The sequence below is a fragment of the Pseudomonas putida genome (genome assembly GCF_028682455.1).
Lineage (GTDB): Bacteria > Pseudomonadota > Gammaproteobacteria > Pseudomonadales > Pseudomonadaceae > Aquipseudomonas > Aquipseudomonas putida_AA.
In genome coordinates this window covers 422,837-438,938 of the sequence record NZ_JANHLD010000002.1, presented here as the reverse complement: position 1 = coordinate 438,938, position 16,102 = coordinate 422,837, and the positions used below count along the sequence as shown (strand labels likewise).

Annotated in this window: 14 protein-coding genes; 11 read left to right on the top strand and 3 right to left on the bottom strand. The window is 63.5% G+C overall.

The window, feature by feature from the left end; translation table 11 throughout:
* Positions 1–51: 51 nt before the first annotated feature.
* On the bottom strand, positions 52–1,233 hold the full coding sequence (locus NPS58_RS12765; protein ID WP_274115712.1) for a porin: 1,182 nt from the start codon (positions 1,231–1,233) through the stop codon (positions 52–54).
* A 335-nt stretch (positions 1,234–1,568) separates the two neighbouring features.
* Here NPS58_RS12765 and NPS58_RS12760 point away from each other — a divergent pair, with 335 nt between their 5' ends.
* Positions 1,569–2,639 (top strand): enoyl-CoA hydratase/isomerase family protein, encoded by a 1,071-nt coding sequence (locus NPS58_RS12760; protein ID WP_274115711.1) that lies wholly within the window; start codon positions 1,569–1,571, stop codon positions 2,637–2,639.
* Positions 2,640–2,655: 16 nt separating this feature from the next.
* Complete coding sequence (locus tag NPS58_RS12755) at positions 2,656–3,807, top strand: acyl-CoA dehydrogenase family protein (protein WP_274115710.1); 1,152 nt, start codon at positions 2,656–2,658, stop codon at positions 3,805–3,807.
* Between the two features lie 67 nt (positions 3,808–3,874).
* Here the strand turns inward: NPS58_RS12755 and pedF are convergent, their stop codons facing one another.
* Positions 3,875–4,312: a cytochrome c-550 PedF gene (pedF, locus tag NPS58_RS12750; protein ID WP_274115709.1), complete on the bottom strand. Its 438-nt coding sequence runs from the start codon at positions 4,310–4,312 to the stop codon at positions 3,875–3,877.
* 322 nt (positions 4,313–4,634) lie between these two features.
* On the opposite strand from pedF, the gene exaA reads away from it, so the two are divergent.
* Entirely contained in the window at positions 4,635–6,440 is a 1,806-nt protein-coding gene (gene exaA / locus NPS58_RS12745; RefSeq protein ID WP_274116534.1) for a quinoprotein ethanol dehydrogenase, read from the top strand.
* 72 nt (positions 6,441–6,512) lie between these two features.
* Positions 6,513–7,151, top strand: coding sequence for a pentapeptide repeat-containing protein (locus tag NPS58_RS12740; RefSeq protein WP_274115708.1), 639 nt, complete (start codon positions 6,513–6,515; stop codon positions 7,149–7,151).
* Here the strand turns inward: NPS58_RS12740 and NPS58_RS12735 are convergent.
* Positions 7,148–7,789: a response regulator gene (locus NPS58_RS12735; protein WP_274115707.1), complete on the bottom strand. Its 642-nt coding sequence runs from the start codon at positions 7,787–7,789 to the stop codon at positions 7,148–7,150. The genes NPS58_RS12740 and NPS58_RS12735 overlap by 4 nt on opposite strands.
* Before the next feature lie 169 nt (positions 7,790–7,958).
* On the opposite strand from NPS58_RS12735, the gene NPS58_RS12730 reads away from it, so the two are divergent.
* From NPS58_RS12730 to NPS58_RS12700, 7 genes are all read left to right on the top strand, one after another.
* Complete coding sequence (locus NPS58_RS12730) at positions 7,959–8,624, top strand: response regulator transcription factor (protein WP_274115706.1); 666 nt, start codon at positions 7,959–7,961, stop codon at positions 8,622–8,624.
* A 551-nt stretch (positions 8,625–9,175) separates the two neighbouring features.
* Positions 9,176–10,273 carry a 3-deoxy-7-phosphoheptulonate synthase gene (locus tag NPS58_RS12725; RefSeq protein WP_274115705.1) on the top strand — a complete coding sequence of 366 codons (1,098 nt, stop codon included), beginning with the start codon at positions 9,176–9,178 and terminating at the stop codon, positions 10,271–10,273.
* A gap of 32 nt (positions 10,274–10,305) precedes the next feature.
* Positions 10,306–10,587, top strand: a complete 282-nt coding sequence (locus NPS58_RS12720) for a peptidylprolyl isomerase (protein ID WP_157192695.1) — start codon at positions 10,306–10,308, stop codon at positions 10,585–10,587.
* A 143-nt stretch (positions 10,588–10,730) separates the two neighbouring features.
* On the top strand, positions 10,731–12,536 hold the full coding sequence (locus NPS58_RS12715; protein WP_274115704.1) for an extracellular solute-binding protein: 1,806 nt from the start codon (positions 10,731–10,733) through the stop codon (positions 12,534–12,536).
* Entirely contained in the window at positions 12,533–13,591 is a 1,059-nt protein-coding gene (locus NPS58_RS12710; RefSeq protein ID WP_274115703.1) for a microcin C ABC transporter permease YejB, read from the top strand. The genes NPS58_RS12715 and NPS58_RS12710 overlap by 4 nt, the downstream gene beginning before the upstream one ends.
* Positions 13,591–14,613, top strand: coding sequence for an ABC transporter permease (locus tag NPS58_RS12705; RefSeq protein ID WP_274115702.1), 1,023 nt, complete (start codon positions 13,591–13,593; stop codon positions 14,611–14,613). The genes NPS58_RS12710 and NPS58_RS12705 overlap by 1 nt, the downstream gene beginning before the upstream one ends.
* 30 nt (positions 14,614–14,643) lie before the next feature.
* A complete protein-coding gene (locus tag NPS58_RS12700; protein WP_274115701.1) occupies positions 14,644–16,035 on the top strand; it encodes a sigma-54 interaction domain-containing protein in 1,392 nt (463 codons plus the stop codon).
* Positions 16,036–16,102 lie beyond the last annotated feature (67 nt).

The window sequence follows — 16,102 nt, the reverse complement described above, 5'->3', positions numbered from 1 at the left end:
AAGCGATCTCAAACCAGCATCGCATCGCGGGGCAAGCCCGCCCCTACCGGTTTACCAGGTCAGCACCGCCCCCAGCGCCAGAGTGTCGGTGTCTTCGTTCTGCGCATCCCCTTCGTGCCCGTCGATCTCGAACTGGTTGTACTCGGCCACGAGCTTGAGGTTGTCATTGATGTCATGGAACAGCGCAATGCCCCGCGTCTCGTAATCGGCCCCGGTGTTCACCGCGCCGTTGCCGTCGTCCTTGGTCCTGCCGTAGGACAACGCCAGGCGGTTCTTGCCGAAACGGTACGAGCCCTGCACCAGGTAACCGGTGCTGTCCACCTCGCGCAAGGTCGCCTCGCCGGCGTTGTTGGTGAAAAACGGGTTGATGCCCTTGGCGGTAAAGCCCGAGCCGGTCAGCGAGAAACCACCCATTTTGGCTTGCACGCCATAGCCCACGCCCTTGGAGGTCACCGAGTCGACGTTGCTGTCGGTGTTGTCGGAGGTCTGATAGCTGCCGTTGAGCCAGCTGTAGATCTGCGCGCCGCCCAGGTCGAACTGGTAGGTGATCTCGCTCTCGGTACGCGGGTTTTCCTGGTAGGCCTTGCCCACTGCGCTGTCGTCGTTGGTGTCGACCGGGTCCATGATCCCCACCGCCACCCGCAAGCCTTCCATCAAGGGGGTGCGGTAGGTGATCTGCGAAGTGGGGAACGGGTATGGGTAACCGCTGCCGATGTTGCCGAACGACACCCCGCCCCCATCCACCAGCCCCAGGGTGTCGCTGACCTGGCCGTAGCCCGCCAGCAATTCGTCGAGCAGGATGTTGGAGCGGGCGAACAGGCCGAAGTCCTTGCCGATCAGCACTTCACCCCACTCGGGGTTGGCCACGGTACCGTAGAACTGCCGCACATCGATGGCCGTGTCGGTGCCGTTGGTTTCGCTGTCGTTGATGGTCACCCAGAACGAGGCGCGTGCACCGAGTTTCAAGGTATCGGCCTGGCGGGTCATGTTGAAGCCCAGGGTGTTGGGCAAGAAGCCCATCTTCACTCGCGACTGGCGCCGGTCGTACTGCTCGCCGGCGCGGTCGATGTCGCTGTTGACGTAGAAGGCGTTGATGTAGCCGTCGGTGGAGAACGTAGTCTGGTCCTTGTCGTAGAGCATGATGTCGGCGCAGGCCAAGGGGCTCAGGGTCAGGGCAGACAGGCTGGTGAGCAAAGGCAGGATACGGCGATGAGCATTGTTATTGTTGTGCATGACGCGCTCCGCAATCGGGGTGACTGATTCGGAGGCGATTATCGAAAGGCCTGTGCGCGGCCCATACGCTGCCTTGGCGGCAAGTGCCTGCTGCTTTGGCGCAGGCAGGTCGAGGGGTGGCAAGGGGAACTACTCCCCCCTTCGGCCGTGTTACAAGGCTAAAGTGGCAACACCCGACCCGGAAGGCGCACAGGCATGCAAAAATGCAGGGGCCAATTGCAGTTTTACGAATTGTAATAGGCAAATTTGCACTGTTAGGATCCCCTGATCCTCAAGCGCCTACCCAGATCGTGATATTTCACGTGGAAAATCAATAACAAAGCAGGGAGACAGCGATGACCGCGCACGTTCAAACGCCAACCGAGGCGCCGATCCTGGCCCAGGTTCGCAACCATATCGGTCACTTGACCCTCAATCGCCCGGCCGGCCTCAACGCCTTGACCCTGGACATGGTGCGCCAGCTGCAGCGCCAGCTCGATGCCTGGGCGGCCGACTCGCAGGTGCAGGCGGTGGTGCTGCGTGGCGAAGGCCCCAAGGGGTTCTGTGCCGGGGGCGACATCCGCTCGCTGTACGAGAGCTACAAGGCCGGCGACAGCCTGCACCGCGATTTCTTCGTCGAGGAATACGCCCTCGACCTGTGCATCCACCACTACCGCAAGCCGATCCTGGCACTGATGGACGGCTTCACCCTGGGTGGCGGCATGGGCCTGGCCCAGGGCGCCGAACTGCGCGTGGTCACCGAGCGCAGTCGCCTGGCGATGCCGGAGGTGGGCATCGGCTACTTCCCCGATGTGGGCGGCAGCTACTTCCTGTCCCGCGTGCCGGGCGAGCTGGGCACCTACCTGGGCGTGACCGGGGTGCAGATCGGCGCCGCCGATGCCCTGTACTGCGGGCTGGCCGACTGGTACCTGGACAGCGACAAGCTGGGCCTGCTGGACGAGCGCCTGGATACCCTGGTGTTTGGCGACCACCCGCTCAAGGACCTGCAAGGCGTGCTGGCCAAGCTCGGTACCCAGACCCTGGACGATGCACCGCTGGCCAAGCTGCGCCCGGCCATCGATCACTTCTTCGCCTTGCCCGAGGTCGGCAGTATCGTGGAGCAACTGCGGGCAGTGACCGTGGCCGACAGCCACGAGTGGGCAACCAGGACCGCCGACCTGCTGGACACCCGTTCGCCGCTGGCCATGGCCGTCACCCTCGAAATGCTGCGCCGTGGCCGTCACCTGGGCCTGGAGGACTGCTTTGCCATGGAGCTGCACCTGGACCGACAGTGGTTCGACCACGGCGACCTGATCGAAGGCGTGCGCGCGCTGATCATCGACAAGGACAAGCAGCCGCGCTGGAACCCCGCCGCCCTGGCCGACCTCAACCGTTCGCGTGTGGCCCAATTCTTCGAAGGCCTGTAAGGCCTGGAGTACGCAGATGCAAGACCTGGAACTGAGCGAAGAACAGATCATGATCCGCGACATGGCCCGTGATTTTGCCCGTGGCGAAATCGCGCCCCATGCCCAGGCCTGGGAAAAGGCCGGCTGGATCGATGACGATGTCGTCAAGAAAATGGGCGAGCTCGGCCTGCTCGGCATGGTGGTCCCGGAGCAATGGGGTGGCAGCTACACCGACTACGTCGCCTATGCCCTGGCCGTTGAAGAGATTGCCGCCGGCGATGGTGCCACCGGTGCGCTGATGAGCATCCACAACTCGGTGGGCTGTGGCCCCCTGCTCGCCTACGGCAACGCCGAACAGCAGCAGACCTGGCTCGAGCGCCTGGCCAGCGGCCAGGTGATCGGCTGCTTCTGCCTGACCGAACCCCAGGCCGGCTCCGAGGCGCACAACCTGCGCACTCGTGCCGAACTGCAGGGTGATCACTGGGTCATCAACGGCGCCAAGCAGTTTGTCAGCAACGCGCGTCGTGCGGGCCTGGCCATCGTATTTGCCGTCACCGACCCGGACCTGGGCAAGAAAGGTATCTCGGCGTTCCTGGTGCCCACCGACAACGAAGGCTTCGTGGTCGACCGCAGCGAACACAAGATGGGGATCCGCGCCTCCGACACCTGTGCGGTCACCCTGAACAACTGCCGCGTCCCTGCCGCCAACCTGCTCGGTGAGCGTGGCAAGGGCCTGGCAATTGCGCTGTCCAACCTCGAAGGCGGTCGTATCGGCATCGCCGCCCAGGCGCTGGGCATCGCCCGCGCCGCGTTCGAAGCGGCCCTGGTGTACTCCCGTGATCGCATCCAGTTCGGCAAGCCGATCAACGAGCACCAGAGCATCGCCAACCTGCTGGCCGACATGCAGGTGCAGATCAATGCCGCACGCTTGCTGATCCTGCATGCCGCGCGCCTGCGCAGTGCCGGCAAGCCGTGCCTGAGCGAAGCCTCCCAGGCCAAGCTGTTCGCCTCGGAAATGGCCGAGCGGGTGTGTTCCAAGGCGATCCAGGTGCATGGGGGGTATGGGTACCTGGAGGACTACCCGGTCGAGCGCTACTACCGCGATGCGCGGATTACCCAGATCTATGAAGGCTCAAGCGAAATCCAGCGCATGCTGATCGCCCGGGAACTCAAGCACTACACCTTGTAGAAGCGGGCTTGCCTTGCGATGCGATCTGTCAGTCACATCGCATCGCGGGGCACGCCCGCCCCTACCGTCACTCGTCAACGTGGACGGTGTCCAGGTAACTGCGCACCGCCCACAACGCTTCCTGGCTCAGGTAGTCGGCCATCTTGGGCATGTACACCCGGCCATCGCGCACCGCACCGTTGCGGACCCGCTCCACAAACCACTCATCACCCGCCGCGCCTTCATCAAGCAGGCGCAGGTCCGGGGCAATGCCGCCGGACTTGGCTTCCAGGCCGTGGCAGGCCGCGCAGTTCTGGTTGTAGGCCGAGGCGCCGATCGACACGGCTTCGTCATGATCCTTGCTGTTGCGGTAGGGGTTTTGCGCACGCCACTCTTCACCCAGTTTTTCCAGGTTGCCGATGTTGACCGCCGTCGGCGTTACGTTGCCATGGGCGAACACCGCCGCACTGCTCATCAGGCCGCCCACCACCATCAGGCTCAACCAGGCGTTTTTTGCTGTTGTCATTGTTCTGCCCTCGACTGCTGTTTGCACGCGAACACCTCTCGACTGAAAGGTTGCTCGCCAGCTTAGGCAGCCGCCGGCAAACGCCCCATGCTGCTTTGGGGGCCGCGTTCTACTCCCTTGGTCGTAGCGCTTGTGGAGCAGTGCCAAATCACAGGCGGTTTGGGAAGTTTTCCCGCAAAGGGCGGGAGTTTTTCCGTATCAAGCCGGGCGGGGAAATCCCAGGCTAGAAGGGCCAAAACCTTCATTGGGAACTCCAACCATGACAATAAGATCGTTACCCGCCCTCAAGCCCCTGACTGCCGCCGTGCATGCCGTGTTGCTGATGGGCAGCCTGGCCCTGACTGCACCTGCCTTCGCCAAGCCGGTGAGCTGGGATGACATTGCCGATGACCACAAGAGCACCGGCAACGTGCTGCAGTACGGCATGGGCACCAACGCCCAGCGCTGGAGCCCGTTGGCCCAGGTCAACGACACGAACGTGTTCAAGCTCACCCCGGCCTGGTCGTATTCGTTCGGTGACGAAAAGCAGCGCGGCCAGGAGTCCCAGGCCATCGTCAACGACGGGGTGATCTACGTCACCGGTTCCTACTCGCGGGTATTCGCCCTCGACGCCAAGACCGGCAAGCGCCTGTGGACCTACAACCACCGCCTGCCCGACAACATTCGCCCCTGCTGCGACGTGGTCAACCGCGGCGCGGCGATCTTCGGCGACAAGATCTACTTCGGCACCCTCGATGCCCAGCTCGTGGCCCTGAACAAGGACACCGGCAAGGTGGTGTGGAAGAAGAAGTTCGGCGACCACAGCGCCGGCTACACCATGACCGGCGCCCCGACCCTGGTCAAAGACCAGAAGAGCGGCAAGGTGCTGCTGATCCACGGCAGCTCCGGCGACGAATTCGGCGTAGTCGGCCAGTTGTTTGCCCGCGACCCGGACACCGGCGAAGAAGTGTGGATGCGGCCCTTTGTCGAAGGCCACATGGGCCGCCTGAACGGCAAGGACAGCACGCCGACCGGCGACGTGAAAGCACCGTCCTGGCCAGATGACCCGAGCACCGAGACCGGCAAGGTCGAGGCCTGGAGCCACGGCGGCGGTGCTCCGTGGCAGAGCGCAAGCTTCGATGCCGAGACCAACACCATCATCGTCGGTGCCGGCAACCCCGGGCCCTGGAACACCTGGGCGCGGACCTCCAAGGACGGCAACCCCCATGACTATGACAGCCTGTACACCTCCGGCCAGGTCGGCGTAGACCCCACCACCGGTGAAGTGAAGTGGTTCTATCAGCACACCCCCAACGATGCCTGGGACTTCTCCGGCAACAACGAACTGGTGCTGTTCGACTACAAGGACAAGGACGGCAAGCAGTACAAGGCCACCGCCCACGCCGACCGCAACGGCTTCTTCTATGTGGTCGACCGCACCAATGGCAAGCTCAAGAACGCCTTCCCGTTCGCCGACAACATCACCTGGGCCAGCCACATCGACCTGAAGACCGGGCGCCCGGTCGAAAATCCGGGCCAGCGTCCGGCCAAGCCCGAACCTGGCCAGACCAAAGGCAAGCCGGTGGAAGTCTCGCCACCGTTTCTGGGCGGCAAGAACTGGAACCCCATGGCCTACAGCCAGGACACCGGGCTGTTCTACGTGCCGTCCAACCAGTGGAAAGAGGAGTACTGGACCGAGGAGGTCAACTACAAGAAGGGCTCGGCGTACCTGGGTATGGGCTTTCGCATCAAGCGCATGTACGAGGACCACGTAGGCTCGCTGCGCGCCATGGACCCGACCACCGGCAAGATGGTCTGGGAACACAAGGAGCGCCTGCCGCTGTGGGCCGGGGTGCTGGCCACCAAGGGCAACCTGGTGTTCACCGGGACCGGCGACGGCTACTTCAAGGCCTTCAACGCCAAGACCGGCGAGGAGTTGTGGAAATTCCAGACCGGCAGCGGCATCGTCTCGCCGCCCATCACCTGGGAACAGGACGGTGAGCAGTACATCGGCGTGACCGTGGGCTATGGCGGTGCGGTACCGCTGTGGGGTGGCGACATGGCCGAGCTGACCAAGCCGGTGGCCCAGGGGGGTTCGTTCTGGGTGTTCAAGATCCCGGCCTGGGATACCAAGACAGCTCAGCGTTAAGCCCTTCGCGGGGCAAGCCCGCTCCCACACCTGTAGGAGCGGGCTTGCCCCGCGCCCGCCAAGGAGATACTGATGAACTACCTTCCTTTACTGCTGGTCGTGACCCTGTCCCCCGCCTTCGCCGACGACGATACCCAGCAGCGGATCAACGGCTGCCTCATCGCCCCGGAAAGCCAGTGCGCCAACATCGACCTGCGCGGTGCCGACCTGAGCAACCAGGACCTGCGCAAGATCAACCTGTCGGGCGCCGACCTGCGCGGTGCCAACCTGCGCCATGCCCGCCTTGACCTGGCCAACCTGGAGAAAGCCAACCTGCAAGGCGCCAACCTCACCCGCGCCAGCCTGCAGCAAAGCAACCTGCGCCTGGCCAACCTGCAAGGCGCCACACTGATTGCGATACAAGGCTGGGGCATGTTCGCCCAGGGCGCCAACTTCAACGACGCCAACCTGAGTGCGGCCTATCTGGAGTTCGCCCGGCTTTCCGGGGCCAAGCTGCACAACAGCAACCTGCAGGCAGCCGACCTGGAAATGACCTGGCTGAGCAAGGCCGACCTCAAGGGGGCCAGCCTGGCCGACGCCAACCTGCAGGAAGCCAAGCTGGGAGAGAGCAACCTGGAACGCGCCGACCTGCGGGGCAGCCGCCAGCACTACGCCAACTTCCAGGACAGCAACATGGATGGCTGCCAGGGCTGCCCGGACACCTGGAACTAAGCAGCCACCCGCAATAGCCCGACTTCAATGGCCAGGTGCACCATTTCGGCCTGGGAGCTGACCTGCAGCTTGCTCTTGAGCAGGGTCAGGTAGTTGGACACGGTCTTGCTGCTCAGGCACAGCTGTTGGGCGATCAGTCGGTTCGAACTGCCTTTGGCCAGCATCAGGAAAATCTCGATTTCCCGCTGGCTCAGCCCCTGCAGCCGCGCATGCACACCTTGGCCGCCATGGGCCTGCAAAGCCAGGGCGGTGGCCAGGGTCTGTTCGATATAGGCATGCCCGCACAATACGCGCCGCACCGCCTCGAGCAGTACAGCCGGCTCGGCGTGCTTGGAGAGAAAGCCGCACGCACCGGCATCCATCGCCTGGCGCACCAGGCCCAGTTCGGTGTGTTCACTGAAGAACAACACCCGCAGTTGCGGCAAGCGCTGGCGCAGGCGCCGGGTGGTTTCCAGGCCACTGATGCCCGGCAGGTCGAAATCCATGATCACCAGGCCCGGCAACTGCTCGCCGACCTTGATCAAGGCCTCTTCACCGCTACTCGCCTCGAGGATGGCAAGGCCTTCCAGCCCCTGTTCCAGCACCCGGGCCAGGCCCAGGCGCAGCATCGGATGGTCATCGACCAGCAGGATGGCCATGGCAGTGTTCCTTCTCAGCGGGCAGATACGGCCATGCTAGAGCCAGCCCCTGCCCTGGCGCCTACTACTTTGGTACTGTTTGGCTTGTCGATGGTCGCATTTCCAAAGCGCTGCACCTGGCCTGTAATGAAGGGGTGCAGCGACAACCACAACAATAAGGTGCAAAGCCATGTACAAGATTCTGATCGCCGACGACCACCCGTTGTTTCGCGAGGCCATCCACAACGTGATCAGCGATGGTTTTCCCGGCAGCGAAGTGATGGAAACCGCCGACCTGGACAGTGCCCTGGCCTTGACCGGGGAACACGACGACCTGGACCTGATCCTGCTGGACCTGAACATGCCCGGCATGCATGGCCTGGGTGGGCTGATCAACCTGCGCAACGAGGCACCGACCATTCCGGTGGTGATCGTCTCAGCCGAGCAGGACAAACAGATCGTGCTGCAGGCCATCACCTACGGCGCTGTGGGCTTTATCACCAAGTCGTCGCCGCGTTCGCAGATGACCGAGGCCATCGAGCGAATCCTCAATGGCAACGTCTACCTGCCGCCCGATATCATCCGCACGCAAAAGGCCGGCACCCGGCGCAACCACAACGAGCACCCGGGTTTTGCCCCCGAGCTGCTGCAGGCCCTGACCCGCAAGCAGTTGCTGGTGCTCGAACGCATGACCAAGGGCGAATCGAACAAGCAGATCGCCTACAACCTGGACATCGCCGAAACCACGGTCAAGGCGCATGTGTCGGCGATTTTGCGCAAGCTCAACGTGCACAACCGCGTGCAGGCGATCCTCAGTGCCGGCGACATCGACTTCACCGCCTACCTGCGACGATAGCCGGGTTAAATCGTGCAGATGGAAATTAGCCATTGAAACCGCGCCAGCGCCTGAAGTAAGCTCAGGCTCATCAACTGGAGAGTCCCATGTCGCAGTCCACCCTCACTCACGCACAACACACCGATCGCCTCTCGCGCCCTGTGGCGGTTGCTGGCGAGTGCGCGACGGTCGCTCCCGCTGCGTTTTATTTTGGGTATTGGTTTAGCCACAGGCGCCGCTGATACCCACACCGGCGCCCACTTTCAAGGGGCCGCCGAACACGAGAATACTCAAACCCCCGGTCGGCCCCTCCGATCGGGGGTTTTGTTTTTAGCCCCCACGCAACCGAACAGATACTGAGGATTACCCCATGAACTACGCCACCTACCACCGTTACCCAAGCTTTACCGCCTGGCGATTTAGCCAATCCCGTTCGGGCCAGCCTGCCGCCTCCGATCGGTCACTTGTTGGTGGCACCGCTACACATGACGCCAATCAGGCCAACTGTCGAACACCTCGATAGGGCCGACAGCGCGGGCAAGACCCCGCCATCCGCCCAGGGAATCCAGAACATGCAATCGTCCACACTCGCTCTGCCACTGTCCGAATCCACCGCTGCCAACAGCGCCGTCAGCCAACGCCTGCCGAGCCCGCTGTTGCTCAAGCAGCAGATGCCTTTGTCCACCGCCCTCGCCGCCCAGGTCGAACGCCACCGCCAGGCTGTGCGCGCCATCCTCGATGGCGAAGATTCGCGCCTGCTGCTGATCGTCGGCCCCTGCTCGCTGCATGACCCACGTTCGGCCCGTGAATACGCCCAGCGCCTGGCGCACCTGGCTGAAGAAGTCAGCGACCAGATGCTCCTGGTGATGCGCGCCTACGTTGAAAAGCCGCGCACCACGGTGGGCTGGAAAGGCCTGGCTTACGACCCGCACCTCGATGGCAGCGATGACATGCACGCCGGTATCGCGCTCTCGCGCGGCCTGATGCTGAGCATGCTCGAATGCGGCCTGCCGGTGGCCACCGAGCTGCTGCAACCGATGGCAGCTGGCTACTTCGACGACTTGCTCAGCTGGGCGGCCATTGGCGCACGCACCACCGAGTCGCAGATCCACCGCGAGATGGTCAGCGGCCTCGGCCTGCCGGTAGGGTTCAAGAATGGCACCGACGGCGGTGTCGGCATCGCCTGCGACGCGATTCGCAGCGCCGCCCACAGCCATCGCCACTTCGGCATGGACGCGCAAGGATTCCCGGCCATCATCGAAACCCTGGGCAACCCGGACACCCACCTGGTGCTGCGCGGCGGTAACAAAGGCCCCAACTACGACCGTCAGAGCATCGCCCTGGCGCGCCAGGGCCTGGCCAAGGCGGGCGTCAGCCCAAGGGTGATGGTCGATTGCAGCCATGCCAACAGCGGCAAAGACCCGATGCGCCAGCCGCAGGTGTTCAACGAGGTGCTGGAGCAGCGCTTGCAGGGCGATGCCTCGCTGATCGGCATGATGCTCGAAAGCCATTTGTTCGATGGCTGCCAGGCGCTGGGCGCTGCACCGCTCAAATACGGGGTGTCGATCACCGACGGCTGCCTGGGCTGGGACGGTACCGAAGCGCTGTTGCGCCAGGGAGCGGCTGCGTTGCGTGACATTGCGCAGGAAAAAACCGCTGCAATCCGGTAGTCTCGGCACTTTCTTGCAAAGGAGTATCTCCCATGGCCAAAGCCACTGCCCGTCACATCCTGGTTGCCACTGAAGACAAGTGCAATGAACTGAAGGCTCAGATCGAAGCCGGTGCCGATTTCGCCGAAATCGCCAAAGCCAACTCCACCTGCCCATCCAGCCGTCAGGGCGGTGACCTGGGTTCCTTCGGCCCAGGCCAGATGGTCAAGGAATTCGACACCGTGGTGTTCAGCGCCCCGGTCGGCACCGTTCAAGGCCCGGTGAAGACCCAGTTCGGTTATCACCTGCTGGAAGTGACCAGCCGCCAGGACTGAGTCCATCGCAGCTGAGCCGGCCCAACCGGGCCGGTTCAGCTGCAGCGCCCCGAGCTGCTAAGCTACAGCCACACTCGTGGGCACAGGTAGTCAGGCACTTGCAACTCGCTCCTTCCTCTCTTGCTGTAGTCTTCGTCCTAATCTTGGCCTGGACCCATGCCGCCCTGGCAGCCCCCAGTCACGCCCTCACGGTCTATGGCGAAGCACCCCGCTATCCCGCCAGTTTCAAGCATTTCGACTACGCCAACCCCGACGCCCCCAAAGGTGGCATCTTGCGCCGCTCGGCGATCGAGATCGGCCAGTTCGACCATGTTTTGCCCTATATCGACAAAGGCACCGGCGTTGCCGAGGTCGATGGCTGGTTGTACGCGCCCCTGGCGGTACGCTCGCAAGATGAGCCCTACACGGTGTACGGCCTGATAGCACGCCAGCTCGAGCGCGACCCTCAAGGCCTGTGGCTGCGCTTTTACCTCGACCCCCGCGCGCGCTTTGCCGATGGCCAGCCGGTGCGTGCCGAGGATGTGCGCTTCAGCTACGAGACGCTGATGCAAAAAGGCAACCTCAAGTACCGCACCCAGTTCGCCGATGTCGAGCGGCTCGAGATCGAGGGGCCTCGGCAGATCCGCTTTCACTTCAAGAGCAACCTCAACCGTACCCTGCCCCTGGATCTTGCCACGCTGCCGGTGCTGCCCGAGCACTGGTGGAAGGACCGCGACTTTGCCAGCGGCGGCGGCTTCGAGGCGCCGGTGGGCAGCGGGCCTTACCGGATCGGGGCGATCGACAACGGCCGCAGCATCACCTTTGAGCGCGACCCGACCTGGTGGGCCCGCGACCTGCCGGTCAACCGCGGCCGCTACAACTTCGACCGCCTGCGCATCGAATACTTCGGCGATACCGAAGTGGCACGCCAGGTGTTGCGTGGCGCAGGGTTCGACTACAACCGGGAGTTTTCCGCCACCGGCTACTCCATTGGCTACGCCAGCCCGGCCCTGGAAGACGGTCGCCTGCAACGCGCCCATCTGGCCAGGCAGGCACCGCAGACGGCCCAGGGATTCGTCTTCAACTTGCAGCGGCCGGTGTTCAAGGACCGCCGGGTGCGCCAGGCGCTGGCCATGCTCTGGGATTTCGAGTGGAGTAACCGGCAGATGATGCGCAACCTGTACATCCGCCAGCAGAGCTTTTTCTCAAACAGTGTCCTGGCGGCCCGGGCGTTGCCCGACCAGGGCGAGCTGGCGCTGCTCGACCCCTTGCGCGGGCAGGTGCCGGACGAGGTGTTTACCCAGGTGTTCGAAGCGCCGCGCACCGATGGCTCGGGGCTGATTCGCGACAAGCAACTGCAGGCGCTGGCCTTGCTCAAGGCGGCAGGCTGGAAGCCCGAAGGCGATCGACTGGTCAATGAACAGGGCGAGCCACTGCAATTTACCTTCCTCAACGCCCAGACCGGGTTCGAACGCGTGTTGCTGCCCTGGAAGCGCAACCTGGCGCAGATCGGCATAACCCTCGACATCCGCCGTATCGACCCTTCGCAGTACGTCAACCGGTTGATGGCCCGTGACTACGACATGATAGTCACCGGCTACCCGGTAACGACTTCGCCCGGTATCGAGCTGTACAACTTCTTCGGCTCGACCTCGGCCAACGATCCGGGCTCGAACAACTACATGGCCCTGCAGGACCCGGCGGTGGACCGGTTGATCGACGGCCTGGTCAAGGCCACTACCCAGGCCGACATGCTGCGCCACGCCCATGCCCTGGACCGGGTTCTGCAGTGGAACTACTACTGGATTCCCAACTATTACCCGCCCGGCTCCTCCACCGTATGGTGGAACCGCTTCGGCCTGCCCAAGGTGCAGGCCAGCAACGACGAAGGGCTCGATAGCTGGTGGGAGATCAGTCCCACGGCGCTGACCAACGTACAGATGGCCGAGCGCCTCAAGGAGCAGCCATGACCGCCTACATCCTGCGGCGGCTGCTGCTGATCGTTCCGACCTTGCTGATCATCCTGCTGGTCAATTTCGTCATCGTCCAGGCCGCGCCCGGTGGCCCGGTGGAGCAAGCTATCGCCCGTCTGCAGGGCATCGGCGGTGGCGCGCCTGGGGCCAGCGTGGAAACCCTGCATGCCAGTTCCCGGGCTAGCCGTGGCCTGGACCCCAAGCTGATCGAAGACATCAAGCACCAGTACGGTTTCGACAAATCGGCGCCCGAGCGCTTGTGGCTGATGCTGGGCCAGTACGCCCGGCTGGACTTTGGCAACAGCTTCTTTCGCGGCGCCAAGGTCACCGACCTGATCCTTGAGAAAATGCCCGTGACCCTGTCGCTGGGCTTCTGGGCCACCTTGATCACCTACCTGGTGTCGATCCCCCTGGGGATCCGCAAGGCGGTGCGCCACGGCACGGCGTTCGATGCCTGGAGCAGCAGCCTGATCGTGATCGGCTACGCCTTGCCGTCATTTCTGTTCGCCCTGCTGTTGATCGTGCTGTTCGCCGGCGGCACCTCTTTGAACTGGTTCCCGGTGCGTGGCCTGGTGTCGGAGAACTTCGATCAACTCAGCCTGCTGGGCAAGGTGGCCGACTATTTCTGGCACCTTGTGCTGCCGGTAGGTGCGCTGGTGATCGGCGGTTTTGCCACCCTGACCTTGCTGACCAAGAACGCCTTCCTCAACGAGATCACCCGGCAGTACGTGATTACCGCCCGGGCCAAGGGCCTGAGTGAACGGCGGGTGCTGTACGGCCATGTGTTTCGCAACGCCATCCTGCTGGTGGTGGCCGGCATTCCCCAGGCCTTGATCACGGTGTTCTTTGCCGGCTCCTTGCTGATCGAGGTGATTTTCTCCCTCGATGGCCTGGGCCGCATGAGTTATGAGGCGGCGGTATCGCGGGACTACCCGGTGGTGTTCGGCTCACTGTTCATCTTTACCCTGTTCGGCCTGTTGATCCGCCTGGTCGGTGACCTGTGCTACACCCTGGTCGATCCACGAATCGACTTTGCCACGAGGGCGCATTGATGTTCAGCCTGTCGCCGGTCTCGCGCAGACGCCTGCACGCTTTTCGCCGCAACCGGCGGGGGTGGTATTCGCTGTGGCTGTTCATATGCTTGCTGGTGCTGAGCCTGGGTGCGGAGCTGGTGGCCAACGACAAGCCCTTGCTGCTGGGCTACCAGGACCAGCTGTATTTCCCGGCCTTCAAGCGCTACACCGAACGGGAATTCGGCGGCCAGTTGCCGTTCCAGCCCGATTACCGCAGCCAGTACGTGCAACAGCTGATCAAGGACCAGGGCGGCTGGATGCTGTTCGCGCCGATTCCCTTCAGTGCCGACACCCCCAATTACGATTTGCAGCAACCCACGCCCAGCCCGCCGACGGCGGTGAACTGGCTGGGCACCGACGATCAGGCCCGGGACGTGCTGGCCCGGGTGTTGTACGGAACTCGCATCTCGATCCTGTTCGCCCTGGCGCTGACTGTGATCAGTACCGTGATCGGCATTGCCGCCGGTGCCCTGCAGGGCTATCACGGCGGCTGGGTCGACCTGATCGGGCAGCGCCTGCTGGAGGTCTGGTCCGGGTTGCCGGTGCTCTACCTGCTGATCATTCTCAGTGGTTTTGTCGAGCCCAACTTCTGGTGGCTGCTGGGGATCATGGCGCTGTTCTCCTGGCTGGCCCTGGTAGATGTGGTGCGCGCCGAGTTCCTGCGCGGGCGCAACCTGGAGTACGTATTGGCCGCCCGCGCCCTGGGCCTGCAGGACCGCTGGGTGATCCTGCGGCACATCCTGCCCAATGCCATGAACGCTACCCTGACCTACCTGCCGTTCATTCTCACCGGGGCCATCACCACCCTCACCGCCCTGGACTTTCTGGGCTTCGGCATGCCCGCCGGCAGCGCCTCGCTGGGTGAACTGGTGAACCAGGGCAAGCAGAACCTGCAGGCACCCTGGCTGGGCTTTACCGCGTTCTTCGCCCTGGCGCTGATCCTGTCGCTGCTGGTGTTCATTGGCGATGCCTTGCGCGAAGCCTTTGATCCACGGGCATAATTCCAGCCTTTGACCTCCAGGGAGCGGCCCATGCCTGCCAGTGACAGCCTCAAGGACTACCAGCAGGTACGCCTGCTGGCGATCCGATCACTGTTTGAAATCATCGAGCAGTCCAGTGAAGGCACCATCATTGTCGATCGCGATGCACGCATCGTGTGGATGAACGAGCGGTATGCGCGACGCTTTGGCCTGGAGGACGCTGCCAGCGCCATTGGCCAGCCTTGCGAAAGCGTGATTCCCGGCAGCCTGATGCGCGAGGTGTTGAGCAACGGCCGACCGATCCTCCTGGACATGCTAGACACCCCCAAGGAGCCCCTGGTGGTCATGCGCTTGCCAGTACACGACGGCAATGGCGAGCTGATCGGTGCCATCGGCTTTGCCCTGTTCGACGAATTGCGCAGCCTGTCGCCCCTGCTCAAGCGCTACGCCAGCATGCAGCAGGAACTGGCCTCGACCCGCTCGCTGCTGCAGGCCCGCCAGGCCAAGTACAGCTTTGCCCAGTTCATCGGCACCAGCGCCGCAAGCCTTGAGGTGAAACGCCGGGCCCGGCGTGGCGCGAGCAGTGATTCGGCCGTGTTGCTGCTGGGCGAGACCGGCACCGGCAAGGAGCTGCTGGCCCATGCCATCCATGCTGCTTCGCCACGGGCGCACAAGGCCTTTGTCAGCATCAACAGCGCGGCGATCCCCGAAACCCTGCTCGAGGCCGAGTTTTTCGGCACCGCGCCGGGCGCCTATACCGGCGCCGACCGCAAGGGTCGTCCCGGCAAGTTGCAACTGGCCGAAGGCGGCACCTTGTTCCTGGACGAGATCGGCGACATGCCGCTGCCGTTGCAAAGCAAACTGCTGCGGGTGCTCCAGGAGAAGGAATACGAACCAGTGGGCTCCAACCAGATGATGCACAGCAACGTGCGCATCATTGCCGCCACCTCTACCGATCTTGCCGCGGCCATGGCCCGGGGCGAGTTCAGGGCCGACCTGTATTACCGGCTCAACGTGCTGCCGATCCAGGTGCCCCCGCTGCGCGAGCGCCTGGACGATTTGCCGGCGTTGAGCGAAGCGATTCTTGAAGAGCTCGGCAGTCAGCATGAACTGGACCCCGATGCCCAGGCGCTGCTGGCCCGCCATGCCTGGCCTGGGAATATCCGTGAACTGCGCAACGTACTGGAGCGCGCCACCCTGCTCGCCGACCGGCCTCGCCTGGATGCGCAGGACGTGCAGGCCGCGCTGGGCAATCTGGCGCCGCTGACCGTGCTGGCGCCGCAGTTGAGCTATAAACAGGCGTGTGCCGAGTTCGAGCGCAAGCTGCTGGCCGATACCCTCGCGCGCTGCGCCGGGAATGTGCCACAGGCCGCGCAGGTGCTGGGGTTGGGGCGGTCGACGCTTTACAAGAAGTTGGTTGCGCTGGGGATCTCATCTCAATAAAGAGACTTTCGTTTCTTTTTTGAGACTTTATCGCGAGGCTAGCCCGCTCCTAGACGTTGCAGGAGCT